The sequence below is a fragment of the Paeniglutamicibacter sp. ORCA_105 genome (genome assembly GCF_045798545.1).
Classification (GTDB): domain Bacteria; phylum Actinomycetota; class Actinomycetes; order Actinomycetales; family Micrococcaceae; genus Paeniglutamicibacter; species Paeniglutamicibacter sulfureus.
Map to the genome: position 1 here is coordinate 54,493 of NZ_JBIXLM010000023.1, position 16,341 is coordinate 70,833.

Below are 16,341 nucleotides of genomic sequence, written 5' to 3' on the forward strand. Positions count from 1 at the left end.
AGAAAGGAACGTGCGGCATGAAGAGGATCACGGTGTTGGCCGGAGGTGTTGGCGGCGCGCGATTTGTGCGGGGCCTTCTTTCGCATCTTTCCGAAACCCATTCCGCCAGCGGACAGGACGGCCCGGGGGTCGAAGTGACCGTCGTGGCAAACACCGGCGACGACATGTGGCTCAACGGACTTCGCGTATGCCCCGACCTGGACACCCTGATGTACACGTTGGGCGGGGGCATCGCCGAGGACCAGGGGTGGGGACGCACCTCCGAAAGCCGCAGGACTTCCGGCGAAATAGCGGCCTACGGGCGCGGCTGGAGCTGGTTCACCCTCGGAGACCTGGATCTGGGCACGCACATCGTCCGCACCGATCTACTGCGCGAAGGCGCAACGCTGACCGAAGCCACCGAATTCCTGTGCCGACGATGGAAGCCGGGCGTAACGCTTCTACCCATGAGCGACGACCCTGTGGAGACACACGTTCGCCTCGCCGAAGCCAGGGACGAGCACGAAGCCGGGAATCTCGTCCACTTCGAAGAATGGTGGGTCCGCTACCGGGCCGCCGTGCCGGCCAGTGAATTCGTGCAGGTCGGGCTGGAAACGGCGACCGCTTCCCGGGACGCGATCGAGGCGATTGGTTCCGCCGACCTCATCATCATCCCGCCGTCGAATCCCGTCGTTTCGGTCGGAACCATCCTCTCGGTCCCCGGAATGCGAGAGGCGATCAGACAGACTTCCGCCCAGGTGGTGGGCGTTTCCCCGATCATCGGCGGAACAGCGGTGCGCGGCATGGCGGACCAATGCCTGGATACCATCGGCGTACCGTCAACCGCCCTGGACGTCGCCCTGCATTACGGCGCCAGGACCGAGGGCGGCTTGCTGGACGGCTGGATGGTCGATTCCAGCGACGAATGGGCAGTGCCTGGGCTGGCCGGGGCCGGTATCCGGGCCGCCGCCGTTCCCCTGTGGATGACCGACGTTCCGACAACCGCAGCCATGGCCCGTGCGGCAATCGAGTTGGCCGGAACCACCGTGCCTTCCTGAGAACCCGATCCGGGCCATCCGGCTTCCGGGCCGTGACGGCAGAACATCAGCAACACCAGCGGAAAGGAATATCCCGTGCAGTTTCGAACCACGCGTGCACTGCCCGTGCAGCCTTGGACCCTGGTGGTCCCGTTCAAGGGCGGGACGGCCGCAAAGAGCAGGCTCGGAAATGCCAGCGAGGAATTGGGCGGGCTGGAGGCCGGGCTGCGCAGGCGGCTGGCGCTCGCCTTCCTCCAGGACACGCTGGCGGCCATGGCCGCCGTTGACGATGTGGGCTGCATCGTTGTGGTTTCCTCGGACCCGGACGCGGCCCATGGCGTTTCCGGGATTTTCGTGGTCGAAGACCCCGGAAACGGCTTGAATGCCGCAGTCGCTTCCGGCATCGAATGGGCGCGGACCCGCAATGCCCACAGCCCGGTTGCGGTCTTGACCGGTGATCTGCCGTGCCTTCGCCCCGACGATCTGGCTGCCGCCCTGGACATGGCCCGCGGGGTTCCGCTCGGACTGGTGCCCGACCGCGAGGGCACCGGCAGCACCATGATTTCCGCGCTGCCCGGGGTTCGGGTGTCACCGCACTTCGGGCTCGATTCGTGTCGCCTTCACCGGTTGGCCGGACACGCGCTCCTTCCGGTTTCCGCCATTTCCACCATCCGCCACGACGTCGACACCACCCCGGACCTGCTTCGGGCACTGCAGCACGGCGCCGGGGAGTCCACCGAACTCGCGGCGACAGCCGGAGGCCTTTGGGTCTCCGGTAACCGTGCCGCCGATGCAGAAGGCATTTTTCCACCGCCGGTCCGCTCCGCACAGGCCGATTCGGCCAGCAGCTTCGCTTCTTCCAATTCCGAAGGGATATCCGTGTCCAGCCTGCTTATCTCCGCTCTTGCGGGAATATCCGAAATCCAACCCGGGGACGACTTGGCGCTTACCATCGGCAACGCCGTCGCCGACGCCCCAGAGGGCATCCGCGACGGAGACATCCTGGTGGTCACCAGCAAGATCGTGTCCAAGGCCGAAGGGCGCCATGTCAACGCGGCCAACCGGGAGGACGCCATCACCGCGGAGACCGTTCGGCTCGTGGCCAGCCGCAGGCATCCCGGCGGCCTGACGCGAATCGTTGAGAACCGGCAGGGATTGGTTCTGGCCGCGGCCGGCGTTGACAACAGCAACACCCCGGACGGAACAATCCTCCTGCTGCCAGAGGACCCCGATGCCTCTGCCCATCGGCTATGCATTGCGCTGCGTGCCCGATTCGGGGTGGCCCTGGGCGTGGTTCTTTCAGACACCCTCGGACGCCCCTGGCGCGAAGGCCAAACCGATGCAGCCATCGGTGCCGCCGGACTGCGTGTGTTGGAGGACTACCGGGGCACCCACGACGCCCATGGCAATCTGCTGTCCGCGTCAGCCGCCGCGGTAGCCGACGAAATCGCCGGCGCCGCGGATCTGGTCAAGGGCAAGTCCAGTGGTCGGCCCGTGGCATTGGTGCGGGGATTGGGGCACCTGGTCCTGGCCGACCTCGGTGCTTCCGAACCGCATGCCACCGCGCGAGCCCTCGTGCGCCCGGCCGAACTGGACATGTTCCGGCTCGGCAGCGACGAAGCCTACGCCCAGGGCTTCGCCGACGGGCAGGCTGCCGCCAGCCTCCTTGAACCGTCCGAATCGGGCATTTCGCACTAGCCACGGCCCGGACGGCCACCAAGAATTCATGCCCCGACGCGCACGGTTTGCCGGTCGCAACGGCGGCCTCCGCCCTGCAAAAGATGGAAACAAGCATTCTGGATTAACAATCCGTCGGAATCATCCGAGGGGACTACGAGAGGGTTAGATTGATGGCTTCCATGTCAGCTTCGTCAGCGGTAGATACATCAACCGGAACGGTTCCACCGCCATCCAAGAAGGACATCCATCGCATTGTTGCCGGCGGGGTCGCCGGGCAGGTCGTGGAATTTTACGACTACGCCCTCTACGGCCTGTTGGCGGCTTCCATCGCCAGGATCTTCTTTCCCAGCGACGACCCTGCCCTGGGCATCCTGTCCGCCTTTGCGGTCTTTGGCGTCGCCAATTTGATGCGCCCGCTCGGAGGGCTGGTCCTTGGGCCCCTTGGAGACAAGGCGGGCCGGCGGACGGTGCTGGTCATTTCCGTCACAACGATTTCCATCAGCACCTTCCTCGTCGGGGTCTTGCCGACGCAAGCCGCCATCGGCATCGCGGCGCCGGTGCTCCTGGTGCTGCTCCGGCTCATCCAGGGTTTCTCCGCCGGCGGCGAGGTCATCTCCGTGGTCACCTACATCGCCGAGCATGCCCCGCCCAAGCGCCGCGGCTTCTACACTGCGTTCCTGCAGAGCGGCGCGACGTTCTCCTTCCTCATGGCCTCCACGGTGGTGCTGCTGGTCACCGCGCTGGTGCCCGACGAGGCCTTCGACGTATGGGGCTGGCGGATCCCGTTCCTGCTTGCCCTTCCACTGGGCGGGGTGGCCATCTACCTCCGGCTAAAGCTCGAAGAGAGCCCGGTCTTCATGAAACTTCGTCGCGAGGGCGAGCTTTCCAAACGTCCCTTGCGTGAAGCACTGCTTGGATCGCCGTGGCTCATCGTCCAGGGCACGGCCGTGGTGGCGCTGACGTTCTCGGCAAACTTCGTCTTTCTTTCCTATTTCCCCACCTATCTCAAGGGACAGGGCTTTTCCAGCCAAGAGGCTTTTTTTGCCACGACAATCGGCCTGGGGCTGAGCGTCGTCCTTCACCCTGTGGTTGGTCTTCTCTCCGACCGGCTAGGCAGGAAACAAGTGGCGGTTGCCTCGGCGGCGTACTTCTTGGTGCTCGGCTGGCCGATCTTCGCACTACTTTCCTCCGGCTCCCTCGGTTTGGTGGTCCTGGCTTTGGCCATCATGGCCGTTGGCCTGGGCGGCTGCGTCGCGGTCGTCATTTGCTTCTTCACCGAATTCACGTCGTCTCGGACCCGCATGGCAACGTTCGCCATCGGTTACAACATCGGCGGCGCAATCTTCGGCGGTACGGCGCTGTTCCTGGTGCAGCTTCTGGTGATCCAAACCGGAGACGCACGTTCCCCGGCGTATTTCCTCATGGGCGCCGCGCTGGTCACGCTCGTCACGCTGCTCTCCATCCGCCGGTACGCCAAGCCCGGCGAGCCCCTGACCTAACCAAGAGGGACCGAGGCCCCGACCGGGGTCTCGGTTTCCTTTTGGCTTCAGGGCGGACCGCGGCTCCGGACGCTCCCTGAGCCCAATCACAACCCCGCAGGGCAGCACTAGCAGGCCCGTGCCACAACGATTGCCGGGCTTTCGCCATGTCCCGCGAGGCGCGCCACAGCCGCAGCGACTCCTGAGCCGCGCCGGGTTTACCCTGTGGCCCGGACGGGAAATCCGTTGGATTTCCAGGTCATCGGCCCGGCCTGTTTTTACTGCCGAAATGGCCTGATTCAGAACGTTGAGCTGGACAGCTTACCTTGCCGAAGTGGCCCACTTTTATCTGTTTACACGCATTCGCCACGCATGACGCACATGCCCTTCCCGCGCCCGCCATGCCCCCTGCGGCAGGGTGCTCCGGGGGCTTCCGCTCCGGGCGCTGGCTGCCGGCGTGCCGCCGGTGGATTCTTTTGGCGAGCGGGGCCCTTCCGTGCCGGCCTGTGTTCCATGCCGCCATGGCCCGCACGCTCCGGACTTCCGGCGGCCCCCTAGGCACCCCGACATCCGGGCGCTCTCGCTGCAGCATTCGAAGACGGTGCGACCTCTTGCCCTTGGCTGCCCGTGGCGCATCGGGCGGCGGAGCCCAGCCTCCTCGTCTCCGCCCGGTGGCCGATGCAACGCCGGCCAAAGGAAAACGCATGGCCAGACGATTTTCGTCTGGCCATGCGCTTGGTTTGCACTTGGTTCCGGCGCCGTTTTCCTATCGGGTCACGGAGCCGGTCAGTGCGGCAACGGGCCGCAGCAGGATGGGCCGCACTGCGAGCCATCCGATGATCATCACGACCAGGGATGCGGCAAAGAACCAGAACCCCGTCCAGCCGCCCCCGTCGCGGGCGGCGTACATGTGGTTGAGATTGCGCAGCGCACCCGTGGTGAACACCAGGGTCACGTGCACGATGATGAAGCCAACAAAGTAGACCATGACCGGCAGGTGCAGGGCCCGGGCCACCTCGATTGGATACAGCTTGTTCAGCGTTGCGGTGTGCTTGGGCCAAGCCGAGGACATACGCAGTCCCGTGACAATGGCCAGCGGCGCCGCAATGAAGACCGTGGCGAAGTATGCCAGCAGCTGAAGGCCGTTGTAGTTGACCCAGCCGTTCTCCGACGGCCAGTCCAGCGAGGCGTACTGCAACAGTGCCGAGAGCGCGTTGGGGAAGACATCCCAGCTGGTCGGGACCAACCGTTTCCACTGTCCCGTGGCAAAGATCAGGACAAAGAACACCACTCCGTTCAAGATCCACAGCGCGTCCAGGCTGAGGTGGAACCAGAGGTGGATGCTCATCTTGGTCGGCGGCGTCTTGGTGCGGACGAGCCCCTTGTTGTTGCGCGTCCAATAGGCCGGCGGGCGGGTAGTGGTCCGCACCAGCCAACCGCTGCGGATGATCAACAGGATCAGCAGCGCATTAAGGAAATGCTGCCAGGACAGCCATGCCGGGAACCCGACCGGTGTCCCCCGCGGCAGTTCGGACTCGCCGGGGTATGTGGTCACGAAGGATTGGACGGCGGGCAGTTCCCGAAGGCCCTTGGCCGCCAGGACGACGGCAAACAGTGCCACGAGGGCCACGGGCAGGATCCATGCCAGTTTGGTCCATTTGCTCTTGGCAACCGTGGATCGTGTCGGAGTCGATGTGGACATGAGGCTCTGGGTCTCTCTGTCAGGGGACGGGATCCGTCCGGTGGACATGGTGGAACGATGCGGTGGCGGGCCGATCTTCCCCGGCCGGTGCATGCCCGGCCGGGGAGTTGGATCAGTTCGCGCGGGCCTCGATGGCCTTGACCAGCTGCGGCACAACGGCAAAGACGTCGCCGACCACGCCGAAGTCCGCGATGTCGAAGATCGGCGAATCCGGGTCCTTGTTGATCGCAACGATGGTCTTGGACGTCTGCATGCCCGCCCGGTGTTGGATGGCACCGGAAATGCCGAGCGCTACATACACCTGCGGCGAAACGGAGGTGCCGGTCTGCCCAACCTGGAACGACTGCGGGACGTAGCCGGCGTCGACCGCCGCCCGCGAGGCGCCCACCGCGGCTCCCATGGCATCTGCCAACTGCTCGACAAGAACGAAGTTCTCCTTCGAACCCAGCCCGCGGCCACCGGAAACCACCCTGTCGGCTCCGCGCAAGTCCGGGCGGCTCGAAGTCGCCACGGCGTCCTTGATCTTGTCGATCACGCCCGAGACCCTGGAATCGACCTGGATAGCGGTGGTGGTGAAGGTGGCGACGCTCGGGGCCACGCGTTCCTCGATGGCACCCTGGCGGACGGTGATCACCGCCGGCCCGTTCTCGACACTCGATTCGACGTTGAAGGCACCGCCAAAAACGGAGTGCTGGGCCACGATCCGCTGCCCTTCGAGGCGCAGTCCGACGGCGTCCGTGACCAGTCCTGCACGGAGCCGGACGGCAATGCGTCCCGCCACGTCACGGCCCTCGACGGAGTTGACGGCCACGATGGCGGTTGGTTCCAGCTCCGCGGCGGCCGCGGCAAGTGCCTCGACCTGCGGCGTGACCAGCACGCGACCCACCTGGTCGCTCTCCGCGAGGTAGACCTGCGCGGCACCGAGGGAACCGAGGTGCTCGACGAGTCCGCCGAGGGCCCCTGGGGCCCCTGGGGCCACCGCCACGACGGCTATCGGGGTGCCGAGCGTGGCTGCTGCGGCAATGACTGAGGCGGCGGTGTTGCGGATTTCGCCGCTGGCCGAGGTCTCGATGAGTGCGAATACGTTGGTCATGTTCCGTTCCTCGTTTAGATCAGGCGGTTGGCGGACAGGAAGTCGGCGAGCTGCTCGCCCGCGTCCCCCTCGTCGATGATTTTGGTCCCGGCGGTGCGGGCAGGGCGTTCACTGGTGGTCAAGACGATGGAGCGGCCCCCCGCCGGCACGACGGCTGGTTCGATGCCGAGGTCGGCCAGTGAAACGACGCTCAGCGGCTTGCGCTTGGCCGTCATGATGCCCTTGAAGTTCGGGAACCGGGCTTCGGCCGCACGCTCGGTGATCGAGATGACCGCGGGAAGGGCGGCGTGGACGTCCTGGGTGCCGTATTCCGTGGCCCGTTCCCCGGCAACCTGGTCGGATGACAGCTCCACAGAGTCAAGGAAGCTCAGCAGCGGAAGGCCCAGGTGTTCGGCGACCATGGCAGGTACCGCTCCACCCCGGCCATCCGTCGACTCGTTGCCGGCAATGACAAGGTCGAATTCGTTGCGTGCCAATTCGGCTGCGAGCACCGAAGCGGTCGCCCCCATGTCCGCGCCTTCCAGCCCGTCGTCCTGCACGTGGATTGCCGCGTCGGCACCCATGGACAGGCTCTTGCGCAATGCCGCGGAGACCGAAGCCGGCCCCATGGACAGAGCGGTGACGTGCGTGCCCTTGTTGCCGTCCTTGTACCTGAGCGCGACCTCAAGGGCCCGCTCACTGATCTCGTCGAGGATTGCCTCACCGGCGCCTCGATCCACGCGGCCGGTCGTGGTATCCAGCCGGCGCTCTCCATAAGTGTCCGGCACCTGCTTCATTAGGACGATGATTTTCACTTCTTCACTCCTTTGGTGTCATCCAATTCCAGCGTCGGTCGGGACCTGGTAGCCGAAGATGTGGCCTTGGGCCCACGGTATTTGTTCCACTTCGGCTTCTTTGTGATCACCGTACCAGAAAGATGCATATCATGACCATAGATTATTGTCGGAAAGATTCGACCTGCCCCGGGGCCACCCCGGACGGAAATAAGTATGCCCGTCCGGGGCGAACCGGCATCGGCCGAGGAAGTGCCTTTAGGGCTGCCCGCCGTCGACCGTGAGGATCGACCCGGTGGTGTAACTTGATGCGTCGCTGGCTAGGTACAACGCCGCCCCGACGACCTCCCCGGGCCGGCCGCCGCGCTCCAGGGCGAACGCCTTTGCCCGCTGCGCAAACGCGTCCTCATCCCAGGCCTTGCTCACATCGGTGAGGAACGTTCCAGCCATGATGGCATTGCAGCGCACGGTCGGCCCAAACGTGTGGGCCAGCCCCACGGTCAGGGCATTCAGGCCGGCCTTGGCCGCCGCATACGGCAGGACATGGGGCCTGGGGTGGACGGCGGCCGCGCTCGAGATGTTAATGATGGACCCACCGCCGCCTGCGGCCATCCTGGTGCCGATAAGTGCCGACAGCCGGAAGGGGCCCTTGAGGTTCACATCGAGCACCTTGTCGAAGAGCTCCTCGCTGATGGCGTCCACGGAGTTGTACAGTGGCGACATGCCCGCGTTATTGACCAGCACGTCCACCTTCCCGAACCGCTCGTAGGAGGCCTCGACCAGCGACTCCAGGTCAGCCCAACGCCCGACGTGCACACCAAAGCCCATGGCCTGGCGCCCCGTTTCGGCCTCGATTTCGCGGGCAACCTCCTCGCAGGCCTCCCCCTTGCGGCTGGCGATAATAATGTCGGCCCCAGCCCTCGCCAGGCCGAAGGCCATCTCTCGGCCCAGCCCGCGGCTACCCCCGGTCACCAGGGCCACGCGCCCCGTGAGGTCGAAAGCGTTCGGAATTTCGGTGCTCATGTTTTCCCCTCGGATTGTTGACTGACCTGCTCTTTTAATGACTACGAGACGGCCCCCGGGCCGCTGCCCGGACCGATTTCCCCGCCTCGAACCAAGAATACTATGATAATCATATACAAATATGGAAGAACCGGGACCATGGCCAGGCATCCACCCTCCGAACCCTTGCCTTCCGGGCTTAAATAATCCATTATCATTATTACCATTTTATAGTCTCGGACTGAATGAAAGAGGTGAGGCTGCCATGGACCAGCCCAAGACGGAAACCCCACGGCTGCTCGAGGGCGTGCGTGTCGTGGAACTGGGGTCGATGTACGCCGCCCCCACCGCTGGACGCATGCTGCGCGACTTCGGTGCCGAGGTCATCAAGGTCGAAGACCCCGCCAACGGGGACATGGCCCGGCAATGGCAGCCCCAAAAGGACGGCCTGGCCCTGGGGTTCGCACGCCTGAATTCCGGGAAGCAATCCGTGGGGATCGACCTGCGCAACCCCGAGGGGCGGGAGATCGCACTCGAGCTCATTCGCGGCGCCGACGTTGTCATCGAGTCATTCCGCCCCGGACGCCTCGAAGCCTGGGGCTTGGGCTACGACGTTCTTTCCAAGATCAATCCCGGCCTGGTACTCACCCGCGTGAGCGGCTTCGGACAGAGCGGGCCCTATAGCGCGAAACCGGGATTCGGCACCGTGGCCGAGACGGCCAGCGGCTACGCATTCCTCAACGGATGGCCAGATACCCCGCCCACGGCCCCGCCGTTCGGCTTCGCCGACTCCATCGCCGGGATCTCCGCCGCGTTCGGCACCGCCATGGCTTTGTTCCGCAGGGAAGTCAGCGGGGTCGGCTCGGAAGTCGACGTGGCGCTGTATGAGCCCCTGATGTTCATCCTCGGCGACGCCCTGCTCAACTACACCTCGACCGGAACCATCATGAGCCGCGTGGGCAACACCTCGGGGTCCGCATCACCACGCGGAATCTACCAGGCCGGCGACGGCGGATGGCTTTCGATCGCGGCTTCCGCCCAGACCATCGCAATGCGGCTCTTCGACGCGATGGGCCGCCCGGATTTGAAAACCGACGAACACTACGCCACCAACTCGGCCCGAATGGAGAACAACGAGGCACTTCAGGAGATCGTCAAGGCCTGGGTGGCCTCCATGCCGCGCAACCAGGTGCTGGAGACCTTGGATGCGCACGAAGTCGTCGCCGCGGCCGTGAACGATTCCAGCGACATCATGCAGGACCCGCACTTCCTGGAACGCACGCTGGTCAGCCTGTCCGGGACCGTTTTGGGAAATGCCATGATGACGGGGCCAATCCTCCACGTCGCCGGCTCGGCGGAGCCTTCCTACCACGGAGTCCCGGAAGTCGGCGAGCACACCGAGACGGTCCTGGGCCGCCTGGGCATCGGCGCCGATTCCCTCAGGCGACTTGCCGCAGATGGAGTGGTCACCAATGGCTTGGTATCCGAGGCCGTCTGATGACACTCACACAGGGGTCGATGCGCCCCCAGAAGACCGCGATGCTGGTCGCCCAACGGATCGTCTCGGATATCCAGCGCCGCGGCAACACCGTGGGCGACCGGCTCCCCCCGGAGCGAGCCATGCTGGAGCAGTACCAGATCGGCAGGGGGACACTGCGCGAGTCGTTGCGTTTCTTGGAACTGCAGGGCGTCATTTCCCTCAAGCCCGGCCCGGGCGGCGGACCCGTCGTCCAGCAGCCGGACGGCAGCGGACTTTCGACCGCGCTGACGCTGTTGCTGCAGTTCGAAAACGCCCCGTTCCGCACCATTGCCGAATCCCGTGCCGGCCTCGAACCTATGATGGCCCAGCTGGCCGCTTCCCGAATGAGCAAGGAGCAGCTGGCAGTCCTCAAGCACAGCGTCGAGCACATGGGAGAGAACCTGGGCGACGAATCGGAGTTCCTGGAAATGAACAAGCGCTTCCACGACACCATCGCGCACGGTTCGGGAAACGTCATGTTCGGATACCTGGTGGAGTCGCTACTTGGAATGCTTGACGGAAGCGCCATCGGCATCGACTACCCGGAACACCGGCGGGCCGCCGTGTACGACGCGCATTCAAGCATCTACGAGGCCATCGCGGCCCGGGACCCTGCGGCATCGGCCGCGGCGATGCACGAACACATCTCGGCATACGCACGCTACGCCGAGCGGAAATTCCCGGAGCTGCTGGATACGCCGATCTCCTGGAGCGCCCGCCTTTAGTGCGGAAACAACCGGAGACGGCACAAGGGAAAGGGCTGCCGGAAATGAAACCGCAGACGGAAAGCGCTCCCGGGCGCGAGCGGGGAGCAGCGTCCGCCTCCTTCGAGGAGGTGTGCGCGCTGCTGCAGCCATCGGCGCTGGGCGGCGGCAGGTTTGCCGGCGGCACGCCCGGTTTCCACTGGGGCGTACCGTATGGCGGCCTGCTGGTCGCCCAGGCACTTGCCGGAGCTTCCGTCGACGTGCCGGAAGGCTTCTGGGTGCGCAGCCTGCATGCCTATTTCATCGAAGCCGGCGCATCGGACCGGGGCGTTCAGATCGACGTCGTCCCGGTCCGCGATGGCCGCTCGACCTGCTGGCGAAGCGCCCGGGTGCACCAGGACGGCAGGCTGCTGCTGACCATGGAACTCACGTTTGCCAAGGATTCGGGCAGCCCGAAGCACCAGGCACCCATGCCTGCGGCCCGCCTGCCGGAGGAACTGCCGAACGCGGCGAAGGCCCTGGCCGGCTTTGACGACGTGCATTCCTACTGGGACACGGATTCGGCGTTCGACCTCCGGTATGCGAAGGAGCCGCCGCGTTTGTCGGCGCATGCCCACGGCGGGAGCGAGCCCCACTCCTCGGTCTGGATCAAGGCGATGGGCGAGGCCCCCGGGGACCGCGCGTTGAACGCCGCGTTGCTCGCCTACGCGAGCGACATGTGCATGTTGGATCCCATGCTGAAACCCCACGGGCTGTGGTGGGGCAGCGGAAGTGCCTCCGGGTTTTCCATGGATCATTCGATGTGGTTCCACGCCCCCGCACGAACGGATGAGTGGATACTTCTCGATCAGCGTTCCCCGGCATTGCGTAACGGCCGCGGACTGGCGCTGGCGGACATGTACTCGCGCAGCGGCGAACTGCTGTGCACCGTGGCCCAGCAGGGAACCATGCGTGTCAATGCCCCAACCCGAAGCTGAGCGCCCACCCGTTCCAGGCGTTCCTGGGCGCGCAGTTGTGCGGCCGTTCCAGACCCGCGCAAATCCCAAATTCCCGCCCACGGCGGGCGGGAGCCGGGTCCGCGGCGGTTGTCGCCGCAGGCCCGGCTCCCGCCTGCGAACGGCCTAGAGGTAGGCCTTGAGCCAATCGCTTCCGCTCTCCGAGTAGAGCGATTCCGGCCAGTCGGAGGGGCGGTGGTCTCCGTATGCACGCACGCTGTTGCGGTCGCCCAGGCCCTCGGCGTATTCGGTGACGGGCAGGTAGTACATGTAGGACATCAGCCGATCGGCCAACTGCCACTTGCCGCCCACCCGGCGATACGTGTCCTTGTACCGCAAGGCAACCTGCATGGCGACGCCGTTGCGCGCCACTTCGGCGTGGCCGGCCAGCAGCCCTGTCGCCGTGTCGGGATCCGCATCGTCAAAGCGCACGACGTGCCCGTGGCTGTAGTGGTTCGTCGGGCCGAGCGCGGCGAAGCGGCCCAAGTAGGTCTCGACGATTTCCTCGATGCCACTTGCGGCAAAGACGCCGTCCTGCGAGCGCAGGGTCGCGTCGGAGGTGAAAATCTGGCGGATCCCCGCCTCGTCACGCTCATCCATGATGAACCCGTAAAGAATCCCGAGCTCCTGGATCGCCTCGCGGTCCTCCAACCGCCTGATTCGATCCTCGATCGTCATTTCTTGCAACATCTTCTTCTCCTTGACTGACCACTGTCTTGACCTGTGTTGGATCTCGCCCTCACGTCCGGTGTGCACGTGGACGAAGACGATCATCTGAAATTTGATTATAACTATTCATATTGAAGAAAAGCAGCCCCCCGCCCAAATTCATATTTCTCCGCACTTCGCCGCCCGACACTGCATCCGCGCTCGGCGCCCTCGCGCAATCGCAACCGATCCCGTCGGCATCGCGGCACCGGCCGGCACTTCCCCGGTCTCCGCCCGCGCCCGTCCAATACGCTGACAACCATTGCCGACATCATGACAATCATGATAAGCAATAGGTTAGGAGGATTACCCCATGACTACTGATGCCCTGATTGTTGATGCGCTTCGCACCCCCACCGGCCGCGGCCGTCCAAGCGGAGCGCTGGCCGAGATCCATCCGGTGGACCTGCTGGCGCAGGCACTTACCGCCCTGGTCGAGCGGACCGGGATCGACCCCGGCGAGGTCGACGACGTGCTCATCGGGTGCGTCTCGCAGACCGGCGAGCAGTCCGCCACCCCCGGCCGAATGGCCTGGTTGGCAGCCGGTTACCCGGTCCATGTCCCGGCGACCACGATAGACCGTAAGTGCGGATCGTCCCAGCAGGCCGTGCATTTCGCGGCCCAGGGCATCCTCTCCGGGGCCTACGAAATGGTGATCGCCGGGGGCATCGAATCCATGAGCAGGGTGCCCATGGGCTCCGCGCGCGCCGGGGCCGACCCCTTCGGCCCGGCGGTCACCGCCCGCTATTCCCCCGGCCTCGTCTCCCAGGGCGTCGCGGCGGAGCTGGTGGCGGCCAAGTTCGGCGCCACCCGCGAGGCGCAGGACGAATACGCGGCCCGCTCCCACCGCCTGGCCACCGCCGCGGCTGCGGCCTTCGAGCGCGAAATCATCGCGGTGCACACCCCCTCGGGCACGCTGGTGACCCGCGACGAGACACCCCGGCCGGACACCACGCCCGAGCGCCTGGCCGGGCTCAAGCCGGTCTTCGAGACCCCTGAGCTCGGCGCACGCTTCCCCCAGGTCGAATGGTCCGTGACGGCGGGGAACTCATCGCAGATCTCGGATGCCGCAAGCCTGGTCCTGCTGGTCAGCGAGCGCAAGGCCCGCCAGCTCGGGCTGACACCGCGCGCTCGCGTCCACGCCATGACCGCCGTCGGGGACGACCCAATGCTCATGCTCACCGCACCGATTCCGGCCACCGAAAAGATTCTGGCCCGCTCGGGAATGCGGCTGGAGCAGCTGGACCACATCGAGGTCAACGAGGCATTCGCACCGGTCCCGCTGGCCTGGCAGAGCCACTTTAACGCCGATCCCGACAAGCTCAACCCCCGGGGCGGGGCCATCGCCCTGGGCCACCCTCTGGGCGCCTCGGGCACGCGGCTGTTCACCACCATGCTGCATGCCCTGGAAGACAACAAGCAGCGCTACGGCCTCCAACTCATGTGCGAGGCCGGCGGCATGGCCAACGCAACCATCATCGAACGCCTCTAACCAACCCCGCAGGAGAAAACCATGATCATCAACGGAGCATCCGTCGTCGTCACCGGCGGCGCATCGGGCCTGGGCGCGGCCACCGCCCGCCGCCTCACCGAGGACGGCGCAAAGGTCGTCATCCTGGACCTGCCTTCCTCAGCCGGCGCCGAGGTCGCCGCCGACCTGGGCGCCGTTTTCGTGGCGGCCGACGTCACCGATCCGGATTCGGTCAATGCCGCGCTCGACGCCGCCGAAGCCCTGGCGCCGCTGCGGGCGCTGGTGCACTGCGCCGGCCGCGGCGGCGCCCTACGCCTGGTGGACCGCGACGGCAATCCCGGCTCGCTTGAAACCTACGAGGGCGTGGTGCGAACCAACCTCATCGGCACCTTCAACGTGCTGAGCCAGACCGCGGCGCGGATGGCGAAGAACGAGGAACTCGACGGCGAACGCGGCGTGTGCATCCTCACCGCTTCCGTTGCCGCTTATGAGGGCCAGATAGGCCAGATCCCCTACGCCTCGGCCAAGGCCGGAATCGTCGGCATGACCCTCGTGGCCGCGCGCGACCTTGCCAGCAAGCGCATCCGCGTCATGACGATCGCCCCCGGCCTGTTCGACACCCCGATCCTGGCCCGGCTGCCGGAAAAGGTCCGCGATTCGCTGGCCCAAAGCGTCCCGAACCCAAGCCGGCTCGGGGAGCCGGGGGAATACGCCTCGCTCGCCCAACACATCATCGCCAATCCGATGCTCAACGGGGAAACCATCAGACTCGATGGCGCCATCCGCATGGCACCACGCTAGGACCAGAGAAATGGAAGAGATCATGACGCACAAAATCGCAGTGGTCGGCGGCACCGGCCCACAGGGCCGCGGGCTGGCCTACCGCCTGGCACAGGCCGGGCACGCCATCACCATCGGTTCGCGCGACGCCGCACGTGCCGGTGAAAAGGCACAGGAAATCGCCGCAAAAATCGAGGGGCCCGCAACGGTCATCGGCGCCACCAACGCACAGGCCGTCGCAACCTCCGACATCGTCCTGCTGGCCGTCCCCTGGGAAGGCCACGCGGAACTCGTCGCTTCCCTCAAAGACGAGCTGCGCGGCAAGACCATCATCAGCTGCGTGAACCCGCTCGGCTTCGACGCGGCGGGGCCATACGGGCTGACCCTGGCGGAGAGCGCCGCAGAGGAGGCCCAGCGACTGGTTCCCGAGGCCGCCGTTGTGGGCTCCTTCCACCACGTTGCCGCGCTCTCGTTGTGGAAGAACGAGGGTCTGCTCAGCCACGAAGACATCCTGGTCTGCGGCGACGACGCGGAGGCCAAGAACCTGGTCATGGACCTTGCCGCCGCCGTCACCGGCAAGCGGGGCATCGATGCCGGCGCCCTGCGGCTGGCCCGGCAGCTCGAACCGCTCACGGCGGTGTTGATCAACGTAAACAAGAACTACAAGACCCGCTCGGGCCTTGCCATCACCGGCGTCAAGGAGTCCGAATGAGCCGCGAGGAACAGCCGCTGATCATTGAGGAACGAGGCCGGGTCCTGATCCTCACCCTGAACCGGCCGCAGGCGAAGAACGCCATGTCGCTGCAGCTCTCCGAGGAGCTCGCCAAGGCCTTCGAACTGCTCGACAGCCGCAACGACCTGAGCCTGGGCGTCATCACCGGAGCCGGCGGCACCTTCTGCGCCGGCATGGACCTGAAGGGGTTCGCCCGGGGGGAGATCCCGATCGTGCCCGGCCGGGGCTTCGCCGGACTCGTCCAGCGCCCCCCGCGCAAGCCGCTCATCGCGGCGGTCGAGGGCTACGCCCTGGGCGGCGGATTCGAGATCGCGCTGGCCTGTGACCTCATTGTCGCCGCGGAAAACGCGACCTTTGGTCTGCCCGAGGTCAAGCGCGGGCTGACGGCCAACGCCGGCGGCCTGCTGCGCCTGCCCAACCGGCTGCCGTACCACTACGCCATGGAACTGGTGTTGACCGGGCGCATGCTGCCGGCCACCGAGGCCGGCGAACTGCGCCTTGTCAACCGGGTGACCGAGCCAGGGGCTGCATTGCCCGCCGCCCTGGAGCTGGCCGAGGAGATCTCGCGCAATGCCCCCTTGGCGTTGGCAACCTCCAAGCAGGTCATGGTGGAGTCGGTCGACTGGCCGGTCCAGGAGAAATTCACCCGGCAACACGAGTTCGTCGACCCGATCCGCAAGTCCAACG

The 16,341-nt window shown here is 65.8% G+C and carries 15 protein-coding genes and 1 pseudogene; 11 read left to right on the forward strand and 5 right to left on the reverse strand.

Features of this window, described 5'->3' with window-relative positions; translation table 11 throughout:
• Positions 1-17: 17 nt before the first annotated feature.
• The 4 genes and pseudogenes from cofD (at position 18) to ACIPUB_RS12570 (ending at position 4,195) form a co-directional block, all read left to right on the forward strand.
• Positions 18-1,037, forward strand: a complete 1,020-nt coding sequence (gene cofD / locus ACIPUB_RS12555) for a 2-phospho-L-lactate transferase (protein ID WP_407607681.1) — start codon at positions 18-20, stop codon at positions 1,035-1,037.
• A gap of 123 nt (positions 1,038-1,160) precedes the next feature.
• A pseudogene (cofC, locus tag ACIPUB_RS12560) lies at positions 1,161-1,745 on the forward strand (2-phospho-L-lactate guanylyltransferase); the annotation flags it as partial.
• Positions 1,746-1,895: 150 nt separating this feature from the next.
• Complete coding sequence (locus tag ACIPUB_RS12565) at positions 1,896-2,714, forward strand: coenzyme F420-0:L-glutamate ligase (RefSeq protein WP_407607698.1); 819 nt, start codon at positions 1,896-1,898, stop codon at positions 2,712-2,714.
• 161 nt (positions 2,715-2,875) lie between these two features.
• Complete coding sequence (locus ACIPUB_RS12570) at positions 2,876-4,195, forward strand: MFS transporter (RefSeq protein ID WP_407607682.1); 1,320 nt, start codon at positions 2,876-2,878, stop codon at positions 4,193-4,195.
• A gap of 745 nt (positions 4,196-4,940) precedes the next feature.
• Here the strand turns inward: ACIPUB_RS12570 and ACIPUB_RS12575 are convergent.
• From ACIPUB_RS12575 to ACIPUB_RS12590, 4 genes are all read right to left on the reverse strand, one after another.
• Positions 4,941-5,876, reverse strand: a complete 936-nt coding sequence (locus ACIPUB_RS12575; protein ID WP_407607683.1) for a cytochrome b/b6 domain-containing protein — start codon at positions 5,874-5,876, stop codon at positions 4,941-4,943.
• Positions 5,877-5,988: 112 nt separating this feature from the next.
• The gene (locus ACIPUB_RS12580; protein WP_407607684.1) at positions 5,989-6,969 is read right to left on the reverse strand and encodes an electron transfer flavoprotein subunit alpha/FixB family protein; all 981 of its coding nucleotides are present in this window, start codon (positions 6,967-6,969) and stop codon (positions 5,989-5,991) included.
• A 14-nt stretch (positions 6,970-6,983) separates the two neighbouring features.
• A complete protein-coding gene (locus tag ACIPUB_RS12585) occupies positions 6,984-7,763 on the reverse strand; it encodes an electron transfer flavoprotein subunit beta/FixA family protein (protein WP_407607685.1) in 780 nt (259 codons plus the stop codon).
• Positions 7,764-8,000: 237 nt separating this feature from the next.
• Positions 8,001-8,765, reverse strand: a complete 765-nt coding sequence (locus tag ACIPUB_RS12590; protein WP_407607686.1) for an SDR family NAD(P)-dependent oxidoreductase — start codon at positions 8,763-8,765, stop codon at positions 8,001-8,003.
• Positions 8,766-9,009: 244 nt separating this feature from the next.
• Here ACIPUB_RS12590 and ACIPUB_RS12595 point away from each other — a divergent pair, with 244 nt between their 5' ends.
• From ACIPUB_RS12595 to ACIPUB_RS12605, 3 genes are read left to right on the forward strand one after another with little or no spacing between them, the layout of a single operon-like run.
• A complete protein-coding gene (locus tag ACIPUB_RS12595) occupies positions 9,010-10,242 on the forward strand; it encodes a CaiB/BaiF CoA transferase family protein (protein WP_407607687.1) in 1,233 nt (410 codons plus the stop codon).
• A complete protein-coding gene (locus ACIPUB_RS12600) occupies positions 10,242-10,988 on the forward strand; it encodes a FadR/GntR family transcriptional regulator (protein ID WP_407607688.1) in 747 nt (248 codons plus the stop codon). Before ACIPUB_RS12595 ends, ACIPUB_RS12600 begins: the two co-directional genes overlap by 1 nt.
• Positions 10,989-11,032: 44 nt before the next feature.
• Positions 11,033-11,944 carry an acyl-CoA thioesterase gene (locus ACIPUB_RS12605; protein WP_407607689.1) on the forward strand — a complete coding sequence of 304 codons (912 nt, stop codon included), beginning with the start codon at positions 11,033-11,035 and terminating at the stop codon, positions 11,942-11,944.
• Between the two features lie 144 nt (positions 11,945-12,088).
• Here ACIPUB_RS12605 and ACIPUB_RS12610 read toward each other — a convergent pair whose 3' ends face one another.
• Positions 12,089-12,652 carry a nuclear transport factor 2 family protein gene (locus ACIPUB_RS12610; protein WP_407607690.1) on the reverse strand — a complete coding sequence of 188 codons (564 nt, stop codon included), beginning with the start codon at positions 12,650-12,652 and terminating at the stop codon, positions 12,089-12,091.
• Between the two features lie 331 nt (positions 12,653-12,983).
• On the opposite strand from ACIPUB_RS12610, the gene ACIPUB_RS12615 reads away from it, so the two are divergent.
• From ACIPUB_RS12615 to ACIPUB_RS12630, 4 genes are all read left to right on the forward strand, one after another.
• A complete protein-coding gene (locus tag ACIPUB_RS12615) occupies positions 12,984-14,162 on the forward strand; it encodes a thiolase family protein (protein WP_407607691.1) in 1,179 nt (392 codons plus the stop codon).
• Positions 14,163-14,183: 21 nt separating this feature from the next.
• Positions 14,184-14,942: an SDR family NAD(P)-dependent oxidoreductase gene (locus ACIPUB_RS12620; RefSeq protein WP_407607692.1), complete on the forward strand. Its 759-nt coding sequence runs from the start codon at positions 14,184-14,186 to the stop codon at positions 14,940-14,942.
• Between the two features lie 22 nt (positions 14,943-14,964).
• On the forward strand, positions 14,965-15,633 hold the full coding sequence (npdG, locus tag ACIPUB_RS12625; protein ID WP_407607693.1) for an NADPH-dependent F420 reductase: 669 nt from the start codon (positions 14,965-14,967) through the stop codon (positions 15,631-15,633).
• On the forward strand, positions 15,630-16,341 hold a 712-nt coding region (locus tag ACIPUB_RS12630), incomplete at its 3' end, for a crotonase/enoyl-CoA hydratase family protein (RefSeq protein WP_407607694.1). The genes npdG and ACIPUB_RS12630, both read left to right, overlap by 4 nt.

What these genes read in the sequence shown, in the direction of transcription:
- ACIPUB_RS12610 (WP_407607690.1), bottom strand. Translation starts at nt 12,652, where the DNA reads ATGTTGCAAGAAATGACGATCGAGGATCGAATCAGGCGGTTGGAGGAC.
- ACIPUB_RS12570 (WP_407607682.1), top strand. Translation starts at nt 2,876, where the DNA reads ATGTCAGCTTCGTCAGCGGTAGATACATCAACCGGAACGGTTCCACCG.
- ACIPUB_RS12580 (WP_407607684.1), bottom strand. Translation starts at nt 6,969, where the DNA reads ATGACCAACGTATTCGCACTCATCGAGACCTCGGCCAGCGGCGAAATC.
- ACIPUB_RS12605 (WP_407607689.1), top strand. Translation starts at nt 11,033, where the DNA reads ATGAAACCGCAGACGGAAAGCGCTCCCGGGCGCGAGCGGGGAGCAGCG.
- ACIPUB_RS12590 (WP_407607686.1), bottom strand. Translation starts at nt 8,765, where the DNA reads ATGAGCACCGAAATTCCGAACGCTTTCGACCTCACGGGGCGCGTGGCC.
- cofD (WP_407607681.1), top strand. Translation starts at nt 18, where the DNA reads ATGAAGAGGATCACGGTGTTGGCCGGAGGTGTTGGCGGCGCGCGATTT.
- ACIPUB_RS12575 (WP_407607683.1), bottom strand. Translation starts at nt 5,876, where the DNA reads ATGTCCACATCGACTCCGACACGATCCACGGTTGCCAAGAGCAAATGG.
- ACIPUB_RS12600 (WP_407607688.1), top strand. Translation starts at nt 10,242, where the DNA reads ATGACACTCACACAGGGGTCGATGCGCCCCCAGAAGACCGCGATGCTG.
- npdG (WP_407607693.1), top strand. Translation starts at nt 14,965, where the DNA reads ATGACGCACAAAATCGCAGTGGTCGGCGGCACCGGCCCACAGGGCCGC.
- ACIPUB_RS12620 (WP_407607692.1), top strand. Translation starts at nt 14,184, where the DNA reads ATGATCATCAACGGAGCATCCGTCGTCGTCACCGGCGGCGCATCGGGC.
- ACIPUB_RS12615 (WP_407607691.1), top strand. Translation starts at nt 12,984, where the DNA reads ATGACTACTGATGCCCTGATTGTTGATGCGCTTCGCACCCCCACCGGC.
- ACIPUB_RS12595 (WP_407607687.1), top strand. Translation starts at nt 9,010, where the DNA reads ATGGACCAGCCCAAGACGGAAACCCCACGGCTGCTCGAGGGCGTGCGT.